Source organism: Skermanella sp. TT6 (genome assembly GCF_016653635.2).
GTDB lineage: Bacteria > Pseudomonadota > Alphaproteobacteria > Azospirillales > Azospirillaceae > Skermanella > Skermanella cutis.
Genome location: NZ_CP067420.1, coordinates 4749577 through 4768800, shown reverse-complemented (window position 1 = coordinate 4768800; position 19224 = coordinate 4749577). Strand labels below are relative to the sequence as shown.

16 protein-coding genes are annotated in these 19224 nt (G+C 70.2%); 3 read left to right on the top strand and 13 right to left on the bottom strand.

Annotated elements, in window-relative coordinates:
• Nucleotides 1-209: 209 nt before the first annotated feature.
• Nucleotides 210-1154 (top strand): PEP-CTERM/exosortase system-associated acyltransferase, encoded by a 945-nt coding sequence (locus IGS68_RS22285; protein ID WP_201074015.1) that lies wholly within the window; start codon nucleotides 210-212, stop codon nucleotides 1152-1154.
• A 72-nt stretch (nucleotides 1155-1226) separates the two neighbouring features.
• Nucleotides 1227-3281, top strand: coding sequence for a ThiF family adenylyltransferase (locus IGS68_RS22280; RefSeq protein ID WP_201074013.1), 2055 nt, complete (start codon nucleotides 1227-1229; stop codon nucleotides 3279-3281).
• A 9-nt stretch (nucleotides 3282-3290) separates the two neighbouring features.
• Here IGS68_RS22280 and IGS68_RS22275 read toward each other — a convergent pair whose 3' ends face one another.
• From IGS68_RS22275 to IGS68_RS22215, 13 genes are all read right to left on the bottom strand, one after another.
• A complete protein-coding gene (locus tag IGS68_RS22275; protein WP_201074006.1) occupies nucleotides 3291-4538 on the bottom strand; it encodes a BaiN/RdsA family NAD(P)/FAD-dependent oxidoreductase in 1248 nt (415 codons plus the stop codon).
• On the bottom strand, nucleotides 4535-5833 hold the full coding sequence (locus tag IGS68_RS22270) for a glycosyltransferase family 39 protein (RefSeq protein ID WP_201074003.1): 1299 nt from the start codon (nucleotides 5831-5833) through the stop codon (nucleotides 4535-4537). The genes IGS68_RS22275 and IGS68_RS22270 overlap by 4 nt, the downstream gene beginning before the upstream one ends.
• Nucleotides 5834-5837: 4 nt before the next feature.
• Nucleotides 5838-6779 (bottom strand): S1 family peptidase, encoded by a 942-nt coding sequence (locus tag IGS68_RS22265; protein WP_201074001.1) that lies wholly within the window; start codon nucleotides 6777-6779, stop codon nucleotides 5838-5840.
• Nucleotides 6776-6958: a hypothetical protein gene (locus IGS68_RS22260; protein ID WP_201073999.1), complete on the bottom strand. Its 183-nt coding sequence runs from the start codon at nucleotides 6956-6958 to the stop codon at nucleotides 6776-6778. Before IGS68_RS22260 ends, IGS68_RS22265 begins: the two co-directional genes overlap by 4 nt.
• Nucleotides 6959-6993: 35 nt before the next feature.
• The gene (gene xrtA / locus IGS68_RS22255) at nucleotides 6994-8526 is read right to left on the bottom strand and encodes an exosortase A (RefSeq protein ID WP_201073996.1); all 1533 of its coding nucleotides are present in this window, start codon (nucleotides 8524-8526) and stop codon (nucleotides 6994-6996) included.
• Nucleotides 8523-9794, bottom strand: a complete 1272-nt coding sequence (locus IGS68_RS22250; RefSeq protein WP_201073994.1) for a TIGR03087 family PEP-CTERM/XrtA system glycosyltransferase — start codon at nucleotides 9792-9794, stop codon at nucleotides 8523-8525. The genes xrtA and IGS68_RS22250 overlap by 4 nt, the downstream gene beginning before the upstream one ends.
• A 6-nt stretch (nucleotides 9795-9800) precedes the next feature.
• Nucleotides 9801-10841, bottom strand: a complete 1041-nt coding sequence (locus IGS68_RS22245) for a FemAB family XrtA/PEP-CTERM system-associated protein (protein WP_201073992.1) — start codon at nucleotides 10839-10841, stop codon at nucleotides 9801-9803.
• Between the two features lie 223 nt (nucleotides 10842-11064).
• Nucleotides 11065-11976: an XrtA system polysaccharide deacetylase gene (locus IGS68_RS22240; RefSeq protein ID WP_201073991.1), complete on the bottom strand. Its 912-nt coding sequence runs from the start codon at nucleotides 11974-11976 to the stop codon at nucleotides 11065-11067.
• A complete protein-coding gene (locus IGS68_RS22235; RefSeq protein ID WP_201073990.1) occupies nucleotides 11963-13033 on the bottom strand; it encodes an XrtA/PEP-CTERM system-associated ATPase in 1071 nt (356 codons plus the stop codon). The genes IGS68_RS22240 and IGS68_RS22235 overlap by 14 nt, the downstream gene beginning before the upstream one ends.
• Nucleotides 13033-14547, bottom strand: coding sequence for a TIGR03016 family PEP-CTERM system-associated outer membrane protein (locus IGS68_RS22230; RefSeq protein WP_201073989.1), 1515 nt, complete (start codon nucleotides 14545-14547; stop codon nucleotides 13033-13035). The genes IGS68_RS22235 and IGS68_RS22230 overlap by 1 nt, the downstream gene beginning before the upstream one ends.
• On the bottom strand, nucleotides 14547-15470 hold the full coding sequence (locus IGS68_RS22225) for a P-loop NTPase (protein ID WP_201073988.1): 924 nt from the start codon (nucleotides 15468-15470) through the stop codon (nucleotides 14547-14549). The genes IGS68_RS22230 and IGS68_RS22225 overlap by 1 nt, the downstream gene beginning before the upstream one ends.
• A gap of 112 nt (nucleotides 15471-15582) precedes the next feature.
• The gene (locus tag IGS68_RS22220; protein WP_201073987.1) at nucleotides 15583-17160 is read right to left on the bottom strand and encodes an XrtA system polysaccharide chain length determinant; all 1578 of its coding nucleotides are present in this window, start codon (nucleotides 17158-17160) and stop codon (nucleotides 15583-15585) included.
• 58 nt (nucleotides 17161-17218) lie between these two features.
• Nucleotides 17219-17836 (bottom strand): XrtA/PEP-CTERM system exopolysaccharide export protein, encoded by a 618-nt coding sequence (locus IGS68_RS22215; RefSeq protein ID WP_247881022.1) that lies wholly within the window; start codon nucleotides 17834-17836, stop codon nucleotides 17219-17221.
• A 369-nt stretch (nucleotides 17837-18205) separates the two neighbouring features.
• Between IGS68_RS22215 and IGS68_RS22210 the strand changes: the two genes are divergently transcribed.
• Entirely contained in the window at nucleotides 18206-19144 is a 939-nt protein-coding gene (locus IGS68_RS22210) for an FkbM family methyltransferase (RefSeq protein WP_201073985.1), read from the top strand.
• The last annotated feature ends 80 nt before the right edge of the window (nucleotides 19145-19224 follow it).

Genomic DNA, 19224 nt, shown 5'->3' with positions numbered 1-19224 from the left:
CGGGCCCCGTTTCCCTTGTAGCGACTTGTTGAAGTGCGAATTTGCAGTTCGCTCACTGCTTTCGGCTGCGTTGAACGGCATCGAGGCACGGGGAGCCGCCCGGGGTCTTCCCGGGGTTTGCACCCGCTCCGTGTCACACCGCGAGACAGTCGGGCCAGGGCGGCTGCGCCGAGACATGCGCGATCGGGCCGAACCGTCGCCGAGAGACCATGAGCAGGAGCCGCCATCACCGGGACACGGTGGTTTGTGCAACCAAAAACAAACTGGAAGACACCATGTACCATTCGAGATCTGGAGTTGAGCGGCTGGTATCCGAAGGGCAGACCATCGGCAACGCCACTTCACTCGCGAACGATACGGCCACAGTGCGAAAGTCTCCCGGTTTCACCGGCCTGGATTATTATAATTCGATTTTCGATTCTTCGATCGCGACGACTTCAGAACGTAAGGATGAATGTTTCCGTATTCGTTATCAGGTTTATTGCATCGATAACGAGTTCGAGGATCCCGCGAACAGCCCCGACGGACTCGAGACCGATTCCTGTGATGTCCATTCCGCCCATTCCCTGCTGATCCACCGCGCCACCGGCAACGCCATCGGCACCGTCCGCCTGGTGCTCCCGCAGGACGGCGGCGAGCGCCGCGTGCTGCCCATGCAGCGGATCGCCGGCGCCATCGCCGCGGATGCCGTGGCGCCGTTCCCGGTCTACCGCACGGCCGAGATCTCCCGCTTCTCGATCGTCAAGAGTTTCCGCCAGCACATGCCGGAAAACGGGGTCGAGGCGACCCTTTCTCCCGAGGAATGGCGCAAGATGCTCTTCCATCTGCCGCTCGGGCTCATTAAATCCTGTGTCGAGATGAGCGTGCGCGAGGGGATCACCCACTGGGCCGCGGTGATGGAGCCGGCTTTGCTTCGGCTGCTGACCCGCCTCGGCATCCATTTCAACCCGCTGGGGTCGCTGGTCGATTACCATGGGCGGCGCCAGCCCTGCTGGGCCGACCTGGGCGCCCTGCTGAGCCGCGTCCATGCCGAGCGTCCCGACGTGTGGGAAATCATTACCGATGGCGGCCGCCTGTGGCCGCTGGATGAAACGAGCCCGGCCGAAGCGGTCGCCGCTCCCTCCCGGCAGCCCTGCCTGGCGGTCGCCAACTGAGGGTGGGCGCCGACCGGGGCAAACCGACGGGAACCGGCCGCCCGGGACGCGATCTTGAGGAACATGCCGACCATGACCATGCCCACGATGCCTGCGCGCGGTTTCGATTTCGACTATGACGAGGCCTTCAGCCGCAACATCGGGTGGGTCACCGAGTGGGAGCAGCAGATCCTGCGCACCAAGCGGGTCGCCATCGCCGGCATGGGCGGCGTCGGCGGAGTCCACCTGCTGACGCTGGCGCGCCTGGGCATCGGCGCCTTCAACATCTCGGACATGGACGTCTTCGAGACGGTCAACTTCAACCGGCAGATCGGCGCCAGCACCGCCACGCTCGGCCGGCCGAAGGTCGACGTGATGGCCGGCATGGCGCGCGACATCAACCCGACCGCCGAGATCCGCCGCTTTCCGAACGGGATCAGCGACGACAACATCGACGAGTTCCTGGACGGCGTCGACCTGTTCATCGACGGCTTCGACTTCTTCGTCCTGGACGTGCGCGCCAAGGTGTTCGCCCGCTGCGCCGAGCTGGGCATCCCCGCGATCACGGCGGGGCCGATCGGGATGGGCACGGCCTACCTGGTCTTCATGCCCGGCGGCATGACCTTCGAGCAGTATTTCGGCCTGGAAGGCCAGCCGATCGAGCAGCAATACGTCAATTTCCTGGTCGGGCTGACGCCCCGCGGCCTGCACCGCTCCTATTTGGTCGATCCGTCCCGGCTGGACCTGGTCAACCAGCGCGGCCCCTCCACCGGCATGGCCTGCCAGATCTGCGCCGGGGTCACCGGGATCGAGGCGCTGCGCATCCTGCTGAACCGCGGCGGCGTCAAGGCCGCCCCCTGGTTCCACCAGTTCGACGCCTATCGCGGGCGTTTCGTCAGCAAGAAGCTGCCCGGCGGCAGCCGGCATGTCGGCCAGCGGTTCAAGCAGAAGCTGGGCATGCGCATGATGCAGGCGATCGCCCGCAACGCGCCCCGGGCCGTGCCGGAGCCGCGCGCCTCCGAGGTCGAGCGGATCCTCGACCTGGCCCGCTGGGCGCCCAGCGGCGACAACAGCCAGCCCTGGCGCTTCCATATCGACGGCGACGACGCCGTGACCGTGCTGGTCCGGAACGAGGCTGGCGCCAACGTCTACGAATATGCCGACGGCCAGCCGACGCTGCTGTCGGCCGGCCACCTGCTGGAGACCGTCGCCATCGCCGCGGCCCGGTTCGGCCGGCGCATGGAGTGGGCGCTCGACCGGACGGATTCCGGCGAGCCCGGGATCCGGATCAAGGTCCGCCTGCCCAGGCAGCCGGGCATCCGGCCCGATCCGCTGGAAGGCTTCGTCAAGCTGCGGTCGGTGGACCGGACCACCTACAAGCGCGACGCCTTGACACAGGCGCAGAAGGACGCGCTGGCCGAGGCGCTGGGACCGGACCTGGCGCTCTCCTGGTTCGAGAGCCGGGGGGAACGCTGGAAGTTCTCCCGCCTGAACGGGCTGGCCACCGACATCCGCCTGCGCTGCCGCGAAGCCTACGACGTCCACCGCCGGATGATCGACTGGGAGAACCGGTTCAGCCCGCACGGCCTGCCCTCCACCGCCATCGGGCTGGACGCCGGGACCCTCAAGCTGATGCGCTGGGCGATGGGGGACTGGTCGCGGATCGAGCGGATGAACCTGCTGGGCACCGGCGCCGCCAGCCTCCAGCTGGACATCCTGCCGGGCATGGCCTGCGCCGGGCATTTCACCATCGGCTGGAGCACTCCCCGGACCGCCCGGGCGACGGCGGAGGAGCTGCTGGCCGCCGGGCGGCGGCTGCAGCGCTTCTGGCTGACCGCCGCGAAGCTGGGCCTGGCGATGCAGCCGAGCCTGGCGCCGCTCGCCTTCGCCAGCTACGCGGTCACGGGGACGCGCTTCACGGAGGCGCCGAAGCTGATCGCCAAGGCGGAGAAGCTGGCGGTCGAGCTGGGCCGGGTGTCCGGCCACGAGGTCGATTCGCTGGTCTTCATGGGCCGCATCGGCCGTCCCAGGACCACCCGTCCGGCCAGCCGCTCGCACCGCAGGCCGCTGGACGAGCTGATCGTCGGCGACGACCGCCGGACGGACGGAGAGGACCGGCAGGACCGGGGTGTCGCCCGCAGCGCCTGATTGCCGGGCTCAGGCCGGATGCGGCAAGTTCCGGCCCAACAGCTTGAGGACGCCGTGGGCGGCGGCGACGCCGCTGCTGAGGGAAGCCTGGAGCAGGTAGCCGCCGGTCGGCGCCTCCCAGTCCAGCATCTCCCCGGCGGCGAACACGCCGGGCAGGCGCCGCAGCATCAGGTCGCCGGTCAGCCCGTCCAGATCGATGCCGCCGGCGGAGGAGATCGCGCGCTCGATCGGCTTGACGCCGGTCAGGTGCAGCGGCAGCGCCTTGACCAGCCGGGCAAGCTCGGCCGGTCCGGCGCCGGCCCCGGCGGCGCCGCGCAACAGGCCGGGCAGGGGACCCGTCAGGTTCAAGGACTTGCGCAGCCAGGTGGACCAGGATTCCGATCCCCTCGGCCGCCGCAGCCGGTCGCGCACCTGTTCCAGGGAAAGTTGCGGGCGCAGGTCGATCGTCGGGCGGGCCGACCCGTGGCGCTCGACCGCGTCGCGCAGCGGGGCGCCCAGGGCATAGACGGCGCCGCCCTCGATCCCGGTGCGGGTCAGGACCAGCTCGCCCCGGACGGTGCGGCCCTCGAAGGTCAGCGCCAGGTTCTTCAGCGGCTCCCCCTCGTGCCGGGCGATGAAGCCCGGCTCCCAGGCGACGTCGAAGCCGCAGTTGGCCGGCCTCAGCGGCCGCACGGCGACGCCGCGGGCCTCCAGGATCCCGGTCCAGCCGCCGTCCGAGCCCAGCCGGGGCCAGCTCGCCCCGCCCAGCGCCAGGACGACCGCATCGGCCGGGACGGGGCGGGAGGCTCCGTCCGGACCCCGGACCAGCGCCGTCCCGGCCTCGTCGAAGCCGGTCCAGCGGTGGCGCGGATGGACGGCGACGCCCAGGCCGTCGAGGCGCCGCAGCCAGGCGCGGAGCAGCGGCGACGCCTTGAACTGCACCGGGAACACCCGGCCGCTGCTGCCCACGAAGGTCTCGACGCCGAGGCCGGCGGCCCAATGCCGCAGGTCGGCGGGGGAGAAAAGCTCCAGCCAGCGACGCACTTCCGGCGCCCGGTCGCCGTAGCGCGGCAGGAAATCCTCCAGCGGTTCGGAATGGGTCAGGTTGAGGCCGCCGCGCCCCGCGAGCAGGAACTTGCGCCCGACCGAGGGCATGGCGTCGAACAGCTCGACGCGGACGCCCGCCTCCGCCAGGACGGTCGCCGCCATCAGGCCGGCCGGCCCGCCGCCGATGACTGCCACCCTTGCGGCGGTTTCCGTGGAACCGGCGGCGCTCATGCTCTTTTCCCGAACCTCGTTCCCGGCCGGGGCACCGCCCGAAGCAGGCCGGCCGCCAGCGACACCGCGAGCAGCGCATAGAGCGGCAGCAGCGGCAGGTTGAACCGGGGCTCCCCGAAGAAGACGCCGGTGATGGCGGCGAAATAGCCGATCGGGACGAAGGCCGCCAGCGCGGCGTCGCGCGGGCGGAGCGCCCAGGGGAACAGGAACGGGAACAGGAAGGCCGGGATCACCATCGCCCAGTGCCACAGTTCGGCGAGCGGCGTGACGGCCGCGACCAGGGCGCTTATGTCCTGTCCGTTGCGCCGGGCGCCGATCTCCGCCTGGTCCAGGGGCAGGGTGTCGAACCGGAAGAACTGGTCCAGCTTGTAGGGCACGCGGAGCAGGGCCTGCGCCGGATTGTCGCGGATGTAGGACAGGGCGGCCTCGTTCAGCCGGCGGTCCAGGGCGATCTCGTCCGGGATCGGCTCCAGGATGTTCAGCCCTTCCGTCGCCGCGGTGAACTCGGCCGGGGCCGGCCACATGTAGTTGCCCCAGCGGTTCCAGGGGTTGTTGCCCATGAACAGGTTGAATCCGCCGTTGGTCGAGACCAGCACCGGATCGCCCAGGACCAGGGCGTTGCGGAGTGTCCAGGGCGCGATCGCGGCCAGGCAGGCGGCGTGCAGCACCAGTCCCACGGCCACCGCCCTCCGGAAGCCCGTCCGCCGCAGCACGAAGGCCGCCGCCAGCACGGCCGCGGGCAGCAGCAGCGCCTGGGTCTTGACCAGGGCAGCCAGGCCGAAGCAGAGGCCGGCGAGAGCCGGCCTCCGCCAGCCGGGCCGGTCCAGCGCCGCCAGCAGCGCGTCCAGGCCGGCCAGCAGCAGGGCCATGAACAGCAGCTCGGCATAGAGCAGTTCGGTGTAGAAGACCAGGGTCGGCGACAGGACCGCCAGCACCAGCGCCGCCCGGGCCGCCGTCTCCGACCCGGTGGCCCTTCGCGCGATCCGGAACAGGAAGACCAGCGCCACCGCCGACAGCGCGAGGTTGGCGGCCTTGGCGGCCTCCAGGCTCGGGCCGGTCACGGCGAACAGGCCGGCCAGGAACGCCGGATAGCCGACCGGCCAGAACGCCGTCGGCCGTCCCCCGACCGAGTAGCCCTCGCCGTCCAGCAGGCCCACGGCGCGCTGGAAATACCAGAGCTGGTCGCTCATCGGGGCGGCGTCCACCGCCGCCATCCAGCCCAGCCGGGTGCCCAGGAACAGCACCGCCACCAGGATCAGGAAGCGGCCCATGCCGCCGGCGCCGTCCCGTCCCACGGCGTCAGTTCCAGCATTCGACGCGCGCGGAATAGGTGCCGGCGCGCTCCAGCAGGTCCTCGGGGGACAGCGCCGGACCGCGCGCCTGCGTGGCGTAGGAGATGCTCCGGGGCGCCAGGAAGCGGAAGATCGTCTCGTTGGTGACCGCCTGGGCGACGTCGTCGACGAACCGGCCGGTCTCGCGGAAGGTGGTCACCTCGTCCACCTTGCTGCGGATCATGCCGATCACCCTGCCGGTCTCGTCCAGCACCGGGCTGCCGCTGTGGCCGGCGCGGATGCGCCCCTCGACCGCGAATTCCGTTCCGCCGCCCAGCATGTCGGAGGTGATCTGGGAGGGCCACGCCTCCACCGCGGTCCGGCTCGGCACGACGGTGGCGGCGCCTAGCGCCGGATAGCCCACCACCGAGGCGTCCATTCCCCGGTTGCGCTCGGGCGCCGGGTTGAAGCGGGCGAAACGCTTCGGCTTCGCCTTGGCCTGGAGCACCGCGAGGTCCATGCCGTAGTCGGAGGCGACCACGCTGGCCGGCTTCCGCCCGCCCTCGACCGTCGAGACGGTCAGCGCGGCGCAGCGCGCCACCACGTGGAAGCCGGTCAGCACCTGTCCCTGGCCGTTGATGAAGAAGCCGGAGCCGGCGCTGCGGATCTCCACCTTGTCGTCCGGCCGGGAGCGGCGGTCGCCGACGATCTGCGCCCGATGCCGCCGGGACCGGGCCTCGGCCAGGGCGGCGGCCTCGGCCTCGTCGATGATCCTGCCCCGGCACTCCGCCGGGGCCACGCGCAGGACGAGGTCGCGGTCCGGCTCGTGGCAGGTGACGACCGGCGGCGACAGCTCCGGCCCGGCGGGGCCGGCGGCGACGGCGGAAACCGGCGCGGCGAGGCCGGCGCAGCCGCCCAGCGCCGGCGCGAGCGCCGCCAGCAGCGCCGCTCCCGTGAGCCGCCCCCTCACCGCGGGCGCCGGCGCTTGCGGTCGGTCTGGCCGTTCCGGTCCGGCCGGTCCCTGTCCGGGTGGTGCATGGCGAGCAGCCCGGTGGTCTTGCCGCCGTCCGGGACCTTGTCGTTCATCACCGCCCAGCCGACGATGACCACGACGCCGATCAGCGAGAACAGGAACAGCAGGCTATCCATGGAACTTCATCCGGGGTGACCTCATCGGGGAAACGTCATCGTGCGGCGGCCTGTTCCAGGTACGGCTCCGGCGCGAAGGCCTCGAAGAACCTTGCGGCGTCCTCCGACCGCTCGACCGACAGGGCGACCAGGGCCGCGGCGGGACGGACGCCGAGCAGGGTGGCGAGGCTCTGGTACAACTTGGCCTCATAGGGGCTCGCCGTGAAGCGTCCGCCGACCCAGTACCACGAAAGCACCAGGCGCTGGCGCTGCCCGCGAACCATCCGGTCGAGCCGGCCCGGCGGCATGCCGCCGACGCCCTCGACCGTGCGGCTCTCGACGCGGGTCCAGCCGTCCCCTTCCAGGCGGTTGGCGTAATAGACCACTTCCGAGCCCTGCCGCTGGTAGGCGTAATGGGCGACGAAGAGCTCGGCGGCCCGGCCTTCCGGGCTCCGGAAACCGGCCAGCAGCGTGCGGTCGGCGCCGGGGAAGGCCGGCCGCCAGTCGGTCGGCGGGGCGGCGGCCCAGTCGGCCACGGCGGGCGGCGGGAGCGCCGCAGGGCCGGCGGAGGCGCCGTCGGGCGGACCCATCACCGTCCAGGCATAGGCGGGGCCGGCCAGCACCACCAGGACGGCCGGCAGCGCCAGGGGCAGGCGCCAGGACCAGCCGCGGCGGGTGGCGGGCGGCGGCACCGCGGCCTCGCGCGAGAAGTCGCCCAGCCGGCGGTCGGCGAAGCTGTTGCCGATCGCCAGCAGCAGGATCATCACGACGGAGAAGAAGACCCAGCCATAGACCAGGTGGTCGACGCCGGCGGCCAGCCTGCCGTCGGTCAGGTGCGCGATCAGGATGATGCCGAACGCCCGGAAGCCGTTGGCGACGATCGGCAGGGCGAAGCCGATGCCCAGGAACAGCCAGAACTTCCAGCGCCTGGTATAGGCGAGATGGGCGAACAGCGCCGAGATCACCAGGTTGGCGATCAGGAAGCGGATGCCGGCGCACGCCTCGGCGACCCGGAACAGCCCGTTGGGGATCTCGATCATGATCCCGTCGTGGAACACCGGGATGCCGATCAGGCGCAGCAGCGCCACCGCGAAGACGGCGGTGAAGTCCTGGAGCGGCGGGATCAGCGCGTCGCCCACCGGCACCATGAAGAACAGGAAGGCCAGCGGGAACGCGATCCGCCGCGCCACCGCCCGGCCGAAGAAGAAGACGGACAGCGCGACCAGCATGCCGACCAGCGCCGTCTCCTCCACCGCCAGCACGTCGCCCGCCCGGCCGAGCAGCCAGGCCAGCATCATCGCCGCCAGGGCGGCCAGACCCAGCGGCTCCAGCCGGGGCGTCAGCCGCCGCAGCTCGTCCCGGCGCAGCCAGACCAGGTACAGGCTGGTCGGCAGCACCAGGAAACCGTGATTGTAGGTGACGTTGGTCGACCAGGTATGGACCATGGCCCCGGCCACGTCGTGGAGCAGCGCCACCAGCAGCGCCGCCGTCCCGGCGAAGCAGGCGACGGCGCGCGGCCAGGCCGGGTCGGCCGGGGGCATGGCGGTGGCGGCGTAGTAGCCGCCGTCCAGGTCGGCCCGCTGGGTCATGCCCGTCCCTCCCATGACCGGTCGAGGGAGCGGGTTTCCGAAGACATGGCCGGAAACACCGCCGGCGCCCGCTCGATGATGCCGTCGAGCGGCGCCAGACGGCTTTCCCAGGCGTAGCGGTCCAGCAGCAGGCGCCGCCCGCGGGCTCCCAGCGCCTCCGCCTCCGCCCGGTCGCCGAGCAGCCGGCAGGCCTGAGCCGCCAGGCCGGCGGCGTCGTCGGCGACCAGCAGGTGGGCGTCCCGCCCGGCGTCGATCCCCTCGTGGGCCTGGGGCGTGGCGATCACCGGACGGCCCATCCCCATCGCCTCCAGCACCTTGTTCTGGATGCCGCGCGCGATCCGCAGCGGTGCCACCGCGACGGCGGAGTGGGCGAGGTAGGGGCGGACGTCCGGCACGCGGCCGGTCACGATCACGCCCGGCTGCCCGGCCAGGCGCCTGACCGCGGGATCGGGCTTCGCGCCGACGACGGCGAACCGCGCCTCCGGATGGCGCGCCCGGATCGCCGGCAGCACCTCCGCCGCGAACCAGAGCACCGCGTCGACGTTGGCGCGGTAGTCCATCATGCCGGTGAAGGCCAGCACCGGCCCGCCCGCCGGATAGGGGTCGACATGGTCCCGGCGCGGGTCGAAATAGTCCAGGTCCACCCCGTTGCCCAGGCCGTGGACCCGCTCCGCCGCGACGCCCGGCCGGCGGCGGAACAGGTCGGCCTCGGCCTCGCTGACGAACAGGCTGGCCGACGCCCGGGCGGCGATGGCGACCTCGGCCTCGCCCAGCAGCCGGGCCTCGCGCCCGTGGATCCAGCGCATCGGCGCCCGGCCGCTCATGGCGTACTGGCGCCATTTGTCGCTGTCCAGGTCGATGAAATCGACGATCCGGCGGCCCCGGAAATCGCCGGCCGCCTCCGCGAAGGGCGCCATGGAGGAGGAGAAGACGAACTGCACGGCGACGGCGCGGGCGGCGTGGGTCGCGCGCACCCACTCCGTCAGCCCGGCGTCCCGGAAATAGGCGAAGGTCAGCGCCTGTCCGGTGGCCAGCCCGCGCAGGCTGCCCAGCCTGGCCAGCGTCGGGTCGAGCCGGGCGAAATGGCAGCTCGCGCACAGCGCCCGCAGCACCGGTTCGTGGGTCCGGTCCTCGGGATCGTCCACGAAGCAGCCGAGATGGACGCGGTAGCGCTCCGCCAGGTGGCGCAGCAGGTGCCAGGAGCGGATCTTGTCGCCCTTGTTCGGCGGATAGGGAATGCGGTGGGCCAGGAACAGCAGGTCTTTCATGGCGGCTCAGCCGATCTGGCGGGCGATCACGGGACCCATCAGGTTGGCCACGGGCAGCGGCAGGCGCTTCCAGGTCTCCACCATCGCGCGGTATTTGGGGTTGAGCGGGTTGACCTCGGGCAGCTCGCGCCCGCGCACCAGATGGAACTGGTAATGCAGCGCCCGGGGCTCGAACCCCCAGCCCAGCTTGTAGTCGAAGGCCCCGGTGCCGCGCTTGCTGCGGCCGAAGTCGAACAGCCGGGCGCCCCGCTCCGTCGCCCTGTCCATCAGGGACCAGTACATGAAGTCGTAGGCGTGCTCGGTCCGCGCCTCCGGCAGGCCGCCCGCGAAATAGGGGCAGACCGTGTCGCGGAAATGGAACGCCATCACCGCCGACACCGGGCCGGAGGCGCCGTGGACCACCGCCAGCTCGACCGCCTCGCCGAACTCCTCCGCGATGGCGGCGAAGAAGCGGCGCGGATAGACCGGCGTGCCGAGATTGCGGACGCTGGTGCCGTAGATCCGGTAGAACGCGTCTAGCAGGCCCGGCCCGACCTGCTGGCGCAGGCCGCCGCGGATGCTGCGCCGGAGCTCCTGCCGCTTCTGCTGGGGCAGGGTGCCCCAGGTGACGCCGATGTCGGCGTCGAGCGGCCGGCGGAACGCGGCGTAGAGCTCCGATTTCACGGTCCAGCCGATCGGCAGCGCGTCCACGTGGCGCAGTTCCACATGATCGACGCCCAGCCGGGCGCCCAGCTCGGCGGCGTCCCTGGCTAGCGCCTGGATCGCGCCGGGGTCCGAGGACGCGATGCCGCCGAAGGTGCAGAACCCGGTGGCGATCAGCGCATTGCCGAACAGCGGGCTCTTCACGTGGACCAGCGGCAGCACGCCGACGATCCGGCCGCCGCGGCTGGCGTAGCGGAAATATGTCGGGTGCCCGTAGCTCCGCCCGATCACGCGCGCCCATCCGGCGCGGTGGAAGAACGTGGCCTCCGGCGACTCGGCGACGAATGCCTCCCACGCGGGCTCCGTCGCCGCGTCCAGCGTCCCGACCTCGACCATCGCGGTCATTCCGCCGCCTCGATGAAAAGCAGTTTACAGAAGGCGATTTCCCTTTTCCTGTCGTCATGCCCGGACTTGATCCGGGCATCTCCGGGCACGAAGACGTCGTTGAACCCCGCAAGAGATGGCCGGATCAAGTCCGGCCATGACGGAAAGGGGAGGCTTGCGTCCGAATGCAAGGCGTTCGGACCCCGGCCCAAAAGGGTGCCGGACGGCCGCGGATCATGGCCGGTCATGCCGAAATGGAAGCCGATCCGCCTTCCCCTCCATGATTGTGTTTTCCCGACAGGGTCGTCCGGTAGACATGGTCGATCCGGTCCCACCGGAAGTCGGACAGCAGGCGCTTGAGCTTGGATTCCATGACGGACAGGTTGGTGTAGTGGCGGAGCCGGGAGCGCAGCGGGGCCGGGCGGATGCGCGGCTGGCCGGGATCGATCTCCCAGGGGTGGAAATAGAAGGTCACGGGCTGGCCTTCGGTCCGGTTGACCCTGCCGATCGCATGGGACGACCAGCGGTAGGGCAGCAGGCGGAAGAAGCCGCCGCCGGCGCAGGACAGCCGCCGGCCCCTGAGATCGACCGTGCCGACCGGGATCTCCGCCAAGTCGCGGCCCGCGGCGGGCGCGAAGGGGAACCGGGGGGCGTCGGGCACGCCGTAATGGTCGTGGCGGATCGGGTGGATGCTGGAGCTGTAGCGGTATCCCGCCTCGGCCAGCTCGTCGAACGCCCACCAGGTGCCGCGGTCGATGGAGAAGCTGGCCGCGCGATACCCCGTGACCGCCCGGCCCGACTGGTCCTCCAGCAACTTGCGGGTGCGCGACACGTCCGCGCGGAATTCCGCCGGGGTCTGCTCGCCGACGCGCCGATGCTCCCAGCCGTGGCTCGCCACCTCGTGGCCGGCGTCGGCGATGGCCCGGACCAGCGACGGATCGCGCCGGGCGACGCAGCCCAGCGTGAAGAAGGTGGCGCGCACGCCGGCCCCGGCGAACAGGTCCAGGATGCGCCGGGTATTGTCGCCGACCCGCGACGGGAACCCGTCCCACCGGGCGCGGTCGACCGTGCCGGCGAAGGCGGAGACCTGGTAATAGTCCTCCACGTCCACCGACATGGCGTTGACGATCGGCGCGGCGGCGTCACGCGCGGTCATCGTCGGCCTCCCTGGCGATCCCGGCCGCCGATCCGTTCCAGGCCGTGCCTGCCGCGTTCACCGCGAGGTAGCCCATCGCCGTCTCCAGCAGGTGGCGCAAGGTCCGGTCGTGGGAGTTTACCGTCTCGGCCAGCCTTTCCAGCCGGCCCAGCCGCTCGTCCAGGCTCGCCAGCAGGGCCGCCACCTCGCCGCCGGCCGTCCCCGCCGGGGCGGCCGCCCTTCTCCCGCCGCCGGCGGGCGCCTCGGTCACCTCGGTGTTCAGGTCGGCGACCACGGCCTCGACCGCGGGCGCGTCGATCGCGTGGAGCCCCTCCAGCGCGCCGAACAGCAGCAGCCGGCTGCACAGGGTGTTGATCCGGCGCGGGATGCCGCCGCTGTGCCGGTGGATCAGCGCGAAGGCCTCGGCGTCGATCGCGGGATCCTCGTTCCAGCCGACCAGGCGCAGGCGGTGCCGGACATACTCGGCCGTCTCCTCCTCCGACAGCGGGCCGAGATGGTAGGAGGCGATCACCCGCTGGCGGAACTGCTCCAGCGCCGGATCCGCCAGCACGTCCTTGAATTGGGGCTGCCCGACCAGGAAGCTCTGGAACAGCGATCCGCCCTCGACCGTGAAGTTCGACAGCATGCGCAGCTCCTCGATCGTCTGGAGCGGCAGGTTCTGGGCCTCGTCGACCACCAGCAGGACCCGGCGCCCGGACCGGTACTGGGACAGCAGGAAACTCTCGAACGCGCGCAGCAGCCCCGCCTTGTCGGTGGACCGGGGCGTCACCCCGAAGGCCGACAGGATCATGCGGATCACGTCGTCGGCATCGATGTTGCTGGTCACGATCTGCGCCGCCAGGAACCGCTTCCGGTCCAGTTCGGCGAACAGCTGGCTGACCAGGGTCGTCTTGCCGGCTCCGATGTCGCCGGTCACCACGATGAAACCCTCGTCCTGCTGCAATCCGTACCGGAGGTAGGACAGGGCCTTGTCGTGGTTCCGGCTCGGGAAGAAGAACCGGTGGTCCGGCCCCAGCTTGAAGGGCGATCCGGTCAGGTTGTAGAAATCCTCGAACATCAGAACACGATCCGTACGCCAAAGGTCAAGGAGTTCTCGGTGTATTCGTCGGCCTCGTCGTCGGCCACGCGCTGGGTGCGGCCGAGCGCCACGCTTCCGAAAACGTCCTTGGCGAGTGAATGGGTCAACGCGACGCGGGCGCTGAAGGTGTCGCTCTCGGGTGCCGCGGGACCCAGGATGCCGGCGACCGGTGCGGCGGCGGTTCCGGCGGCGTTGCCGTCGTTCTCGGTGCGGCGCCAGCCGACCCCGGTGAACAGGTTGGTCCCGGGCGACAGCCGCCGGGTCCAGCCCAGGCGGGCCGACAGGTAGCGCTCGTCCGGGCGGATGTCGTATTCGCGCTCCTCGGCCGTACCGGCCAGGGTCACCGTGTTGCGGTCGTAGTTCCCGACCAGGGAGGTCTGGAACCGGCTGGCGATGAAGGCTTCCGTGCGCAGGCCGAAACCCGGGTCGGTGTCGGTGATGTCCACCGGCAGGTTGGTGACCGGATCGATCAGCTGGCCCGACGGGTCCACCGCGAGCTGGAAGCTGCTGAACTGGCGCTGGGTCGTCTCCAGCACGTGCACGTAGCCGGCCTGGAAGGTCAGCCGCGGGGTGATCCGGTAGGTCAGGGAGCCGTTGTAGTCGGGCTCGCCGTAGCGTTCGCCATAGGTCACCCGCAGCTCGGTACGCGGCCCCGGCCGGGTCAGGAAGCCCACGTACCAGATCGGCCCGTCGGGGTCGTCGTTCAGGGAGTTGGTCTCGATCGTCTCGTATCCGCCGGAGGCGAGCAGGAAGAACCGGCGGGAAACCGCGTACTGCCCGTTCAGCCGGTAGGTCGAGCGCTCGATGTCGCCGGTCCGGCTCTCCGAGTCGGTGTTCTCGTATTCCGCGATGGCGTCGAGCGCCACGCGCGAGAACACGGGTCCGGTGGACAGCCGGGCCCGGGCCTCGCTGGTCGTGCTGTCGCCGATCTCGTCCTTACCCACGAAGGTATAGGAATAGCGGTAGCGCAGCTCGCTCTCCGCGAGGTTGCCGAAGCGGTTCAGCAGGTAGGGGCTGATCGAGCCGCCGACCACCTGGGTCCGGTTGCCGCGCCCGACCGACGCGTTGGTCGAGGTCCGCCCGCCCGGATCGATCAGCGGCTGGCTGGCCGACCCGGTGACGTCGACGAACAGCATGTCATCGACCAGCTCGGCGGTGCCGAAGCCGATGAAATCGTTGCGCACGTTGACGTCGCTGTTCTTCGACAGGGTGGTGTCCAGGGTCAGCCGGTAGTCGAAGATGAAATCGGCCCGGCCGCCTTCCCCGCGCACGTTGACTCCGGCGAAGGGCGACAGGATCAGGGCCGCGTCCGCCCGGTCGTCCGGCTCCAGGTTGACGTTGTCGGTGATCGTGACGTCGAACCCGGCGTTCCGTTGAGCCTGGATGTTGGCGGCCCGGGCGGGGAGAACCGACGCGGGACCCAGGGCCTGGGTGAAAGCCAGCAGCGCGGCGGCGGGAAGCAGCGCCCGCCGACGTTCCGTTCGGTAGGTCATCAGGCCTTCTCTTCGGCGGCGGGGCCTGCGGATCTGCCAGGGCCGCGCCCGCCGTAGGACGCCTTGTCGTAGCCGCTGTAATAGGAGCCGAAATGCTCGCTGGTCTTGCCGGCGGCCGACTTGTTGAGGATCAGGTTGACGTTGTCGCAGGGTTCCAACAGATCCAGGGCGTGCTGCACCTGGGAATGAGCGGTCCGGTTCGCCTCGACCACCAGCAGGACCTGGTCGACGATGTGGGACAGCACGACCGGCTCGGTGGTGGCGAGCACCGGCGGAGCGTCCAGGATCACGATGCGGTTGCGCTGGGACCGCGCCAGCCGGCCGACCAGCTCCTTCATGGCCGGGCTGCTGTAGAGATCGGTGGCGGACGGCACCTCGCCGCCCGACGGCAGGATGGTCAGCCGCATCCCCGGGTCGCGGAGCAGGACCTCCGACGGGTCCAGGTCCGGCTCCAGCAGCAGGTCGGACAGCCCGCGCGCCGGCGGCAGGCCCAGCATCCGCAGGATGCTCGGCCGCATCGCGTCGGCGTCGATCAGCAGCACGTCGAAATGCTCGTCGGCCACGAAGCTGAGCGCCAGGTTCAGCGAGATGAAGCTCTTGCCCTCGCCGGGCACGGCGCTGGTCACCATCACCAGGTTGGTGCGTCCCTCCGCGTCGGCTTCCATCGGGTTCAGCTTCTGGATCAGCCGCCGCTTCAGCAGCCGCATCTCCTCGGCCAGCCGCGACCGGCGGTCGCCCGGATGGATCATGCCCATCTCGCGCAGCCGGGCCGGGTCGATCGAGATCTCCACGGCCTCGCGCGGCTCCCAGGCGGGGGACGCCGCCGGAGCGAGCCGCGGGCTCGGATCGGCCCGGGGCGGTTCGACGATGTTGCCGCGCCGGGCCGCGCTCGACTGCTGCACCGCTCTGTGGATCAGGTCCATGTTCGTAGCCTTGCCCTCGTCGAGCTTCTCTTGGGAGCTTCTCTTGACAGCCCATCTCCGGGCATCCCCCGGCATCGCCGGGATCGAACGGTCTTCCGGCCTCGGCCGGGGATCAGGTCTCGCCGCGCTCGAACAGCCCGCCGGCCAGCCCGGACAGCGTCGGCTTCGGCGCTCCCGGCTGGTACAGCATCATCAGGCCGGCGAACACGACCAGCAGCACCGCGACCGACCCGCCCAGGGCCGACACCTCCAGCAGCCGCCAACGGCTGCGGTGGGGCGACTCGACCATGCTGACGTTGCCCAGCACCGGCAGGTTGAAGGTGTCGCGGAGCGTATTGACGTTCGTGAAGCTGTCCTTCAGCTGGATCAGCACGAACACGACGCCCAGGGCCGCCGCGAAGGCCGCCGCCAGGACGCCGCCGAACAGCAGCATCCGGTTCGGCCCGCTCGGCCGGTTCGGCACGACCGGCGGATCGACCACGCGGAAATCGACGTTGGTGGTCTGGCTGTCCAGCCGCTCCGCCATCCGGATCGACTCGCGCCGCTCGATCAGCTGCTCGTAGTTCTGCCTGAGCACGCCGTAGTCGCGGTTCATCTGGGCGAGCTGGAGTTCCACGGCGGGAACCTCGTTCTGCCGGGCGCGCAACTGGGCCAGCTCGTCGTTGCGCAGCTCCAGCCGGCGGTTCAGGCCGCCGATCTCGGAGTCGAGGCGCTGGATCTCGGCTTCCAGCTGCCCGCGCATCGGATTGGGCACCGAGCTGGAGGTGGACTGCCGGCGGACATCCGCTTCGGCCTGCTGGATCATGCGGCGGAGATTGGCGACCGACGGGTTCTGGTCGGTATAGCGCAGCCGCATGTCGGTGAGCTGCTGGCGGAGCTGTTCCAGCCGCTGGCCGGCCGGCGTCGCCGCCAGGGCCGCGGCGGCCTGGGCGGCGTCGGCCGCGGCGAGCGTTTCCGGCGTCCCGGCGAGCTGGGCGCGCAGCTGGTCGCGCTGCCAGGTCGTAGACTGGAGCTGGTTCTCGAGCTGGCGGATGTCGAATTCCGCCGTCTGGAGCCGGCCGTTGACGACGTCCTTGTAGCGCAGCTCCTCCGAGTTGATGCGGCGGAAGTCCGACACGGCGGCTTCCGAGTCCCTCAGCCGCTTCTCGTAGTCGGCGATCTGGGTATCGATGAAGCGCCGCGTGCGTTCGATGTCGCGCCGGTTGTCGCCGACATTCTGCTCGACGAAGATCTGGAGGATGGACTGCACGACGGAGTGGGCGAGCCTCGGGTCGCTGTCCTCGAACTGGATGCTGAAGATCTGCCGGCCTTCGCCGTAGAACCTGATCCGCCGCTCCAGGTCGGTCAGCAAGGCCTCGCGGGCACCCTCGCTCTGGACCGTCAGGTCCAGGTCGGTCAGCCGGAGCAGCTGTTCCAGGTTGGGCCGGGAGATCAGGGTGCGCCGCATGATCTCGACCTGCTGCTCCACGTCGGGCCGGACGGTCATGCCCTTCATCAGCGGGTTCAGCAGGCTCTGGGTATCGACATAGACGCGCGCGCTGGCGCTGTAGCTGTCCGGGAGCTTGGCCACGACCAGCCAGCCCGCCAGGCTGACCAGCCAGACGATGCCGACCACCCACCAGCGCCGTGCCCAGGTCTCGGAGGCGTAGTGGCGCAGCAGGTCTTTGAGGTTGAGGGTCAGGTCATTCATGTGAACCGTCCGGTTTGTCCTGGCGCTCCGGGGCGCGGCGTCCCCGGGCGCAGCCGCCTCAGAACCAGCTTTGCGGGATGATGATCACATCGCCGGGCAGCACCGGCACGTTGGCCCGGATGTCGCCGTCGCGCAGCAGATCGTCCAGCCGAACGTTGAAGGTGGCCTTCTCGGAACTCGTGCCGCCGCCGCGCGCCAGCACGGCCCGGTTGCCCGAGGCGAACTCGGTCAGGCCGCCGACCTCGATCATGACGTCGAGCATCGTCATGTTGGCGCGGTAGGGGATGGCGCGGGGCTGGATCGCCTCGCCGACGACCCGGACCTGCTGGTCGAACGGGCCGGCGAAGCCGCTGACGATCACCGTCACCAGCGGGTCCTGGACATAGACCTTCAGCTTGTCCTCGATGTCCCGGGCCAGTTGGGTCGGCGTCTTGCCCGTCGCCTCCAGATCCTCGATCAGCGGGGTCGAGATCCGGCCGTCGGGACGCACCGGGACCGTGACCGAGAATTCCGGGCTCTGCCACACATAGATCTGGATCGTGTCGAGCGGCCCGATGCGATAGTCGGGCGTGGTCGGCTGCTGGACCTGGACCGTGCCGGGGGCCGGCGGGTTGTCGGCGGACGAGCAGGCCGCCAGGCCGGCCGCGGCCAGGAACGCCGACGCGAATGCCGTCACAAGACTCGTCGGCCGACCGCGAAAACGGCGCGAGATCATTCCTCCACCCCACATACCCCTTTTAGAACCGATGGCTTTTTAGGCGAATTGCCGAGTTCCTGCCCGAAAACGATAGAAAAACAATCATCTAAGCAGGTGCTTTTCAACGGTCTGTACGGGCAACCACTAAAGGGCTAAGCGTGACCGGTCGGACTGGCGTACCGGTTCTTCCGTAACATCGCGCCGATTTCGTCAAGGGTGTGTCCGACCGGTCGGGAATTACTTGGCCGGCACTCCTTTCGATCCGCGCTACACCCTTTCCGGCCTTTCGGCATACCGCGGGCTTCGCTATCAGGTCCGCTCGACGGAAACATGTCATGGGATGCAGCAATGAAGAGCCTCGCCGATCGTGTCAAGCTGGCGATCCTGTCGTCGTCCTTCCTGCGCTACCATTGCCGGTTCGATATCGCCGACGCCGCCGCCGGATTGAAGATCCCGGTGATCGACGGCCAGGGGCTGGGCAACCTGACCGGCCACGAACCGATCGTCGAACGCATGGTCGCGCGGCTGCTCGACCTGCGCGCGGGCTGCTTCGTCGACGTGGGCGCCAATTTCGGCCAGACGCTGCTCAAGGTCGCCCGCCACGATCGCCGGCGCGCCTATGTCGGGTTCGAGGTCCAGCCCCTGTGCCTGCACTATCTCGACCAGCTGATCTCGATCAATCGGCTCGACACGTTCAAGATCCTGCCGATCGGGCTGTCGGACGCCGACCGTTTCGCCACCATGACCAGCGAGCATCCGGGCGACCCGCGCGCCACCACGGTCCAGGGGTTCTGGCCGCCGGACTGGCAGCCGCACGCGCGCCTGGTTCCGCTCCGGGTCGGCGACGCCGTGATCGAGGAACTGGGCCTGGACGATGTCGGCATCCTGAAGGTGGACGTCGAGGGCGCCGAGGCCGACGTGCTGGACGGGCTGGAGCGCACGGTCCGGCGCCACCGCCCCTATGTCCTGATCGAGATCCTGCCCTACACGGTCGATCCGATCGGCCGGGACGGCCCGGTGGCGGCCGGGATCCGGGACCGGCGCACCGCGGCGGTCGAACGCCTGCTGCGCCAGAACAGGAACCGGGGCTACCGCTCGTTCCGCATGATGCCCGACGCCGGATTGCTCGAGACCGCCGACTACGACGTGCCCTACCATCCAGACAACTGCAACTACCTGTTCGTGCCCGAGGAACGGGTCGGGGAGGTGACGGGTAACGGCGAGTCCGCCCCCGGGGTGGACATGGGCAGAGGCCTTGTCCAACCGGTGGGTTCCCGATCGGATTGAACCGCTCCGATCCTCGCAGCCGGCCGTTCCAATCGGCGCACTATGTTGCGCCATGGGCGCAACCTACGGCTCGATGCAGG

Coding starts and splice junctions, on each gene's coding strand:
- IGS68_RS22285 (WP_201074015.1), top strand. CDS start 210: ATGAGCAGGAGCCGCCATCACCGGGACACGGTGGTTTGTGCAACCAAA.
- IGS68_RS22280 (WP_201074013.1), top strand. CDS start 1,227: ATGACCATGCCCACGATGCCTGCGCGCGGTTTCGATTTCGACTATGAC.
- IGS68_RS22275 (WP_201074006.1), bottom strand. CDS start 4,538: ATGAGCGCCGCCGGTTCCACGGAAACCGCCGCAAGGGTGGCAGTCATC.
- IGS68_RS22260 (WP_201073999.1), bottom strand. CDS start 6,958: ATGGATAGCCTGCTGTTCCTGTTCTCGCTGATCGGCGTCGTGGTCATC.
- xrtA (WP_201073996.1), bottom strand. CDS start 8,526: ATGACCCAGCGGGCCGACCTGGACGGCGGCTACTACGCCGCCACCGCC.
- IGS68_RS22250 (WP_201073994.1), bottom strand. CDS start 9,794: ATGAAAGACCTGCTGTTCCTGGCCCACCGCATTCCCTATCCGCCGAAC.
- IGS68_RS22245 (WP_201073992.1), bottom strand. CDS start 10,841: ATGACCGCGATGGTCGAGGTCGGGACGCTGGACGCGGCGACGGAGCCC.
- IGS68_RS22240 (WP_201073991.1), bottom strand. CDS start 11,976: ATGACCGCGCGTGACGCCGCCGCGCCGATCGTCAACGCCATGTCGGTG.
- IGS68_RS22235 (WP_201073990.1), bottom strand. CDS start 13,033: ATGTTCGAGGATTTCTACAACCTGACCGGATCGCCCTTCAAGCTGGGG.
- IGS68_RS22230 (WP_201073989.1), bottom strand. CDS start 14,547: ATGACCTACCGAACGGAACGTCGGCGGGCGCTGCTTCCCGCCGCCGCG.
- IGS68_RS22225 (WP_201073988.1), bottom strand. CDS start 15,470: ATGGACCTGATCCACAGAGCGGTGCAGCAGTCGAGCGCGGCCCGGCGC.
- IGS68_RS22220 (WP_201073987.1), bottom strand. CDS start 17,160: ATGAATGACCTGACCCTCAACCTCAAAGACCTGCTGCGCCACTACGCC.
- IGS68_RS22210 (WP_201073985.1), top strand. CDS start 18,206: ATGAAGAGCCTCGCCGATCGTGTCAAGCTGGCGATCCTGTCGTCGTCC.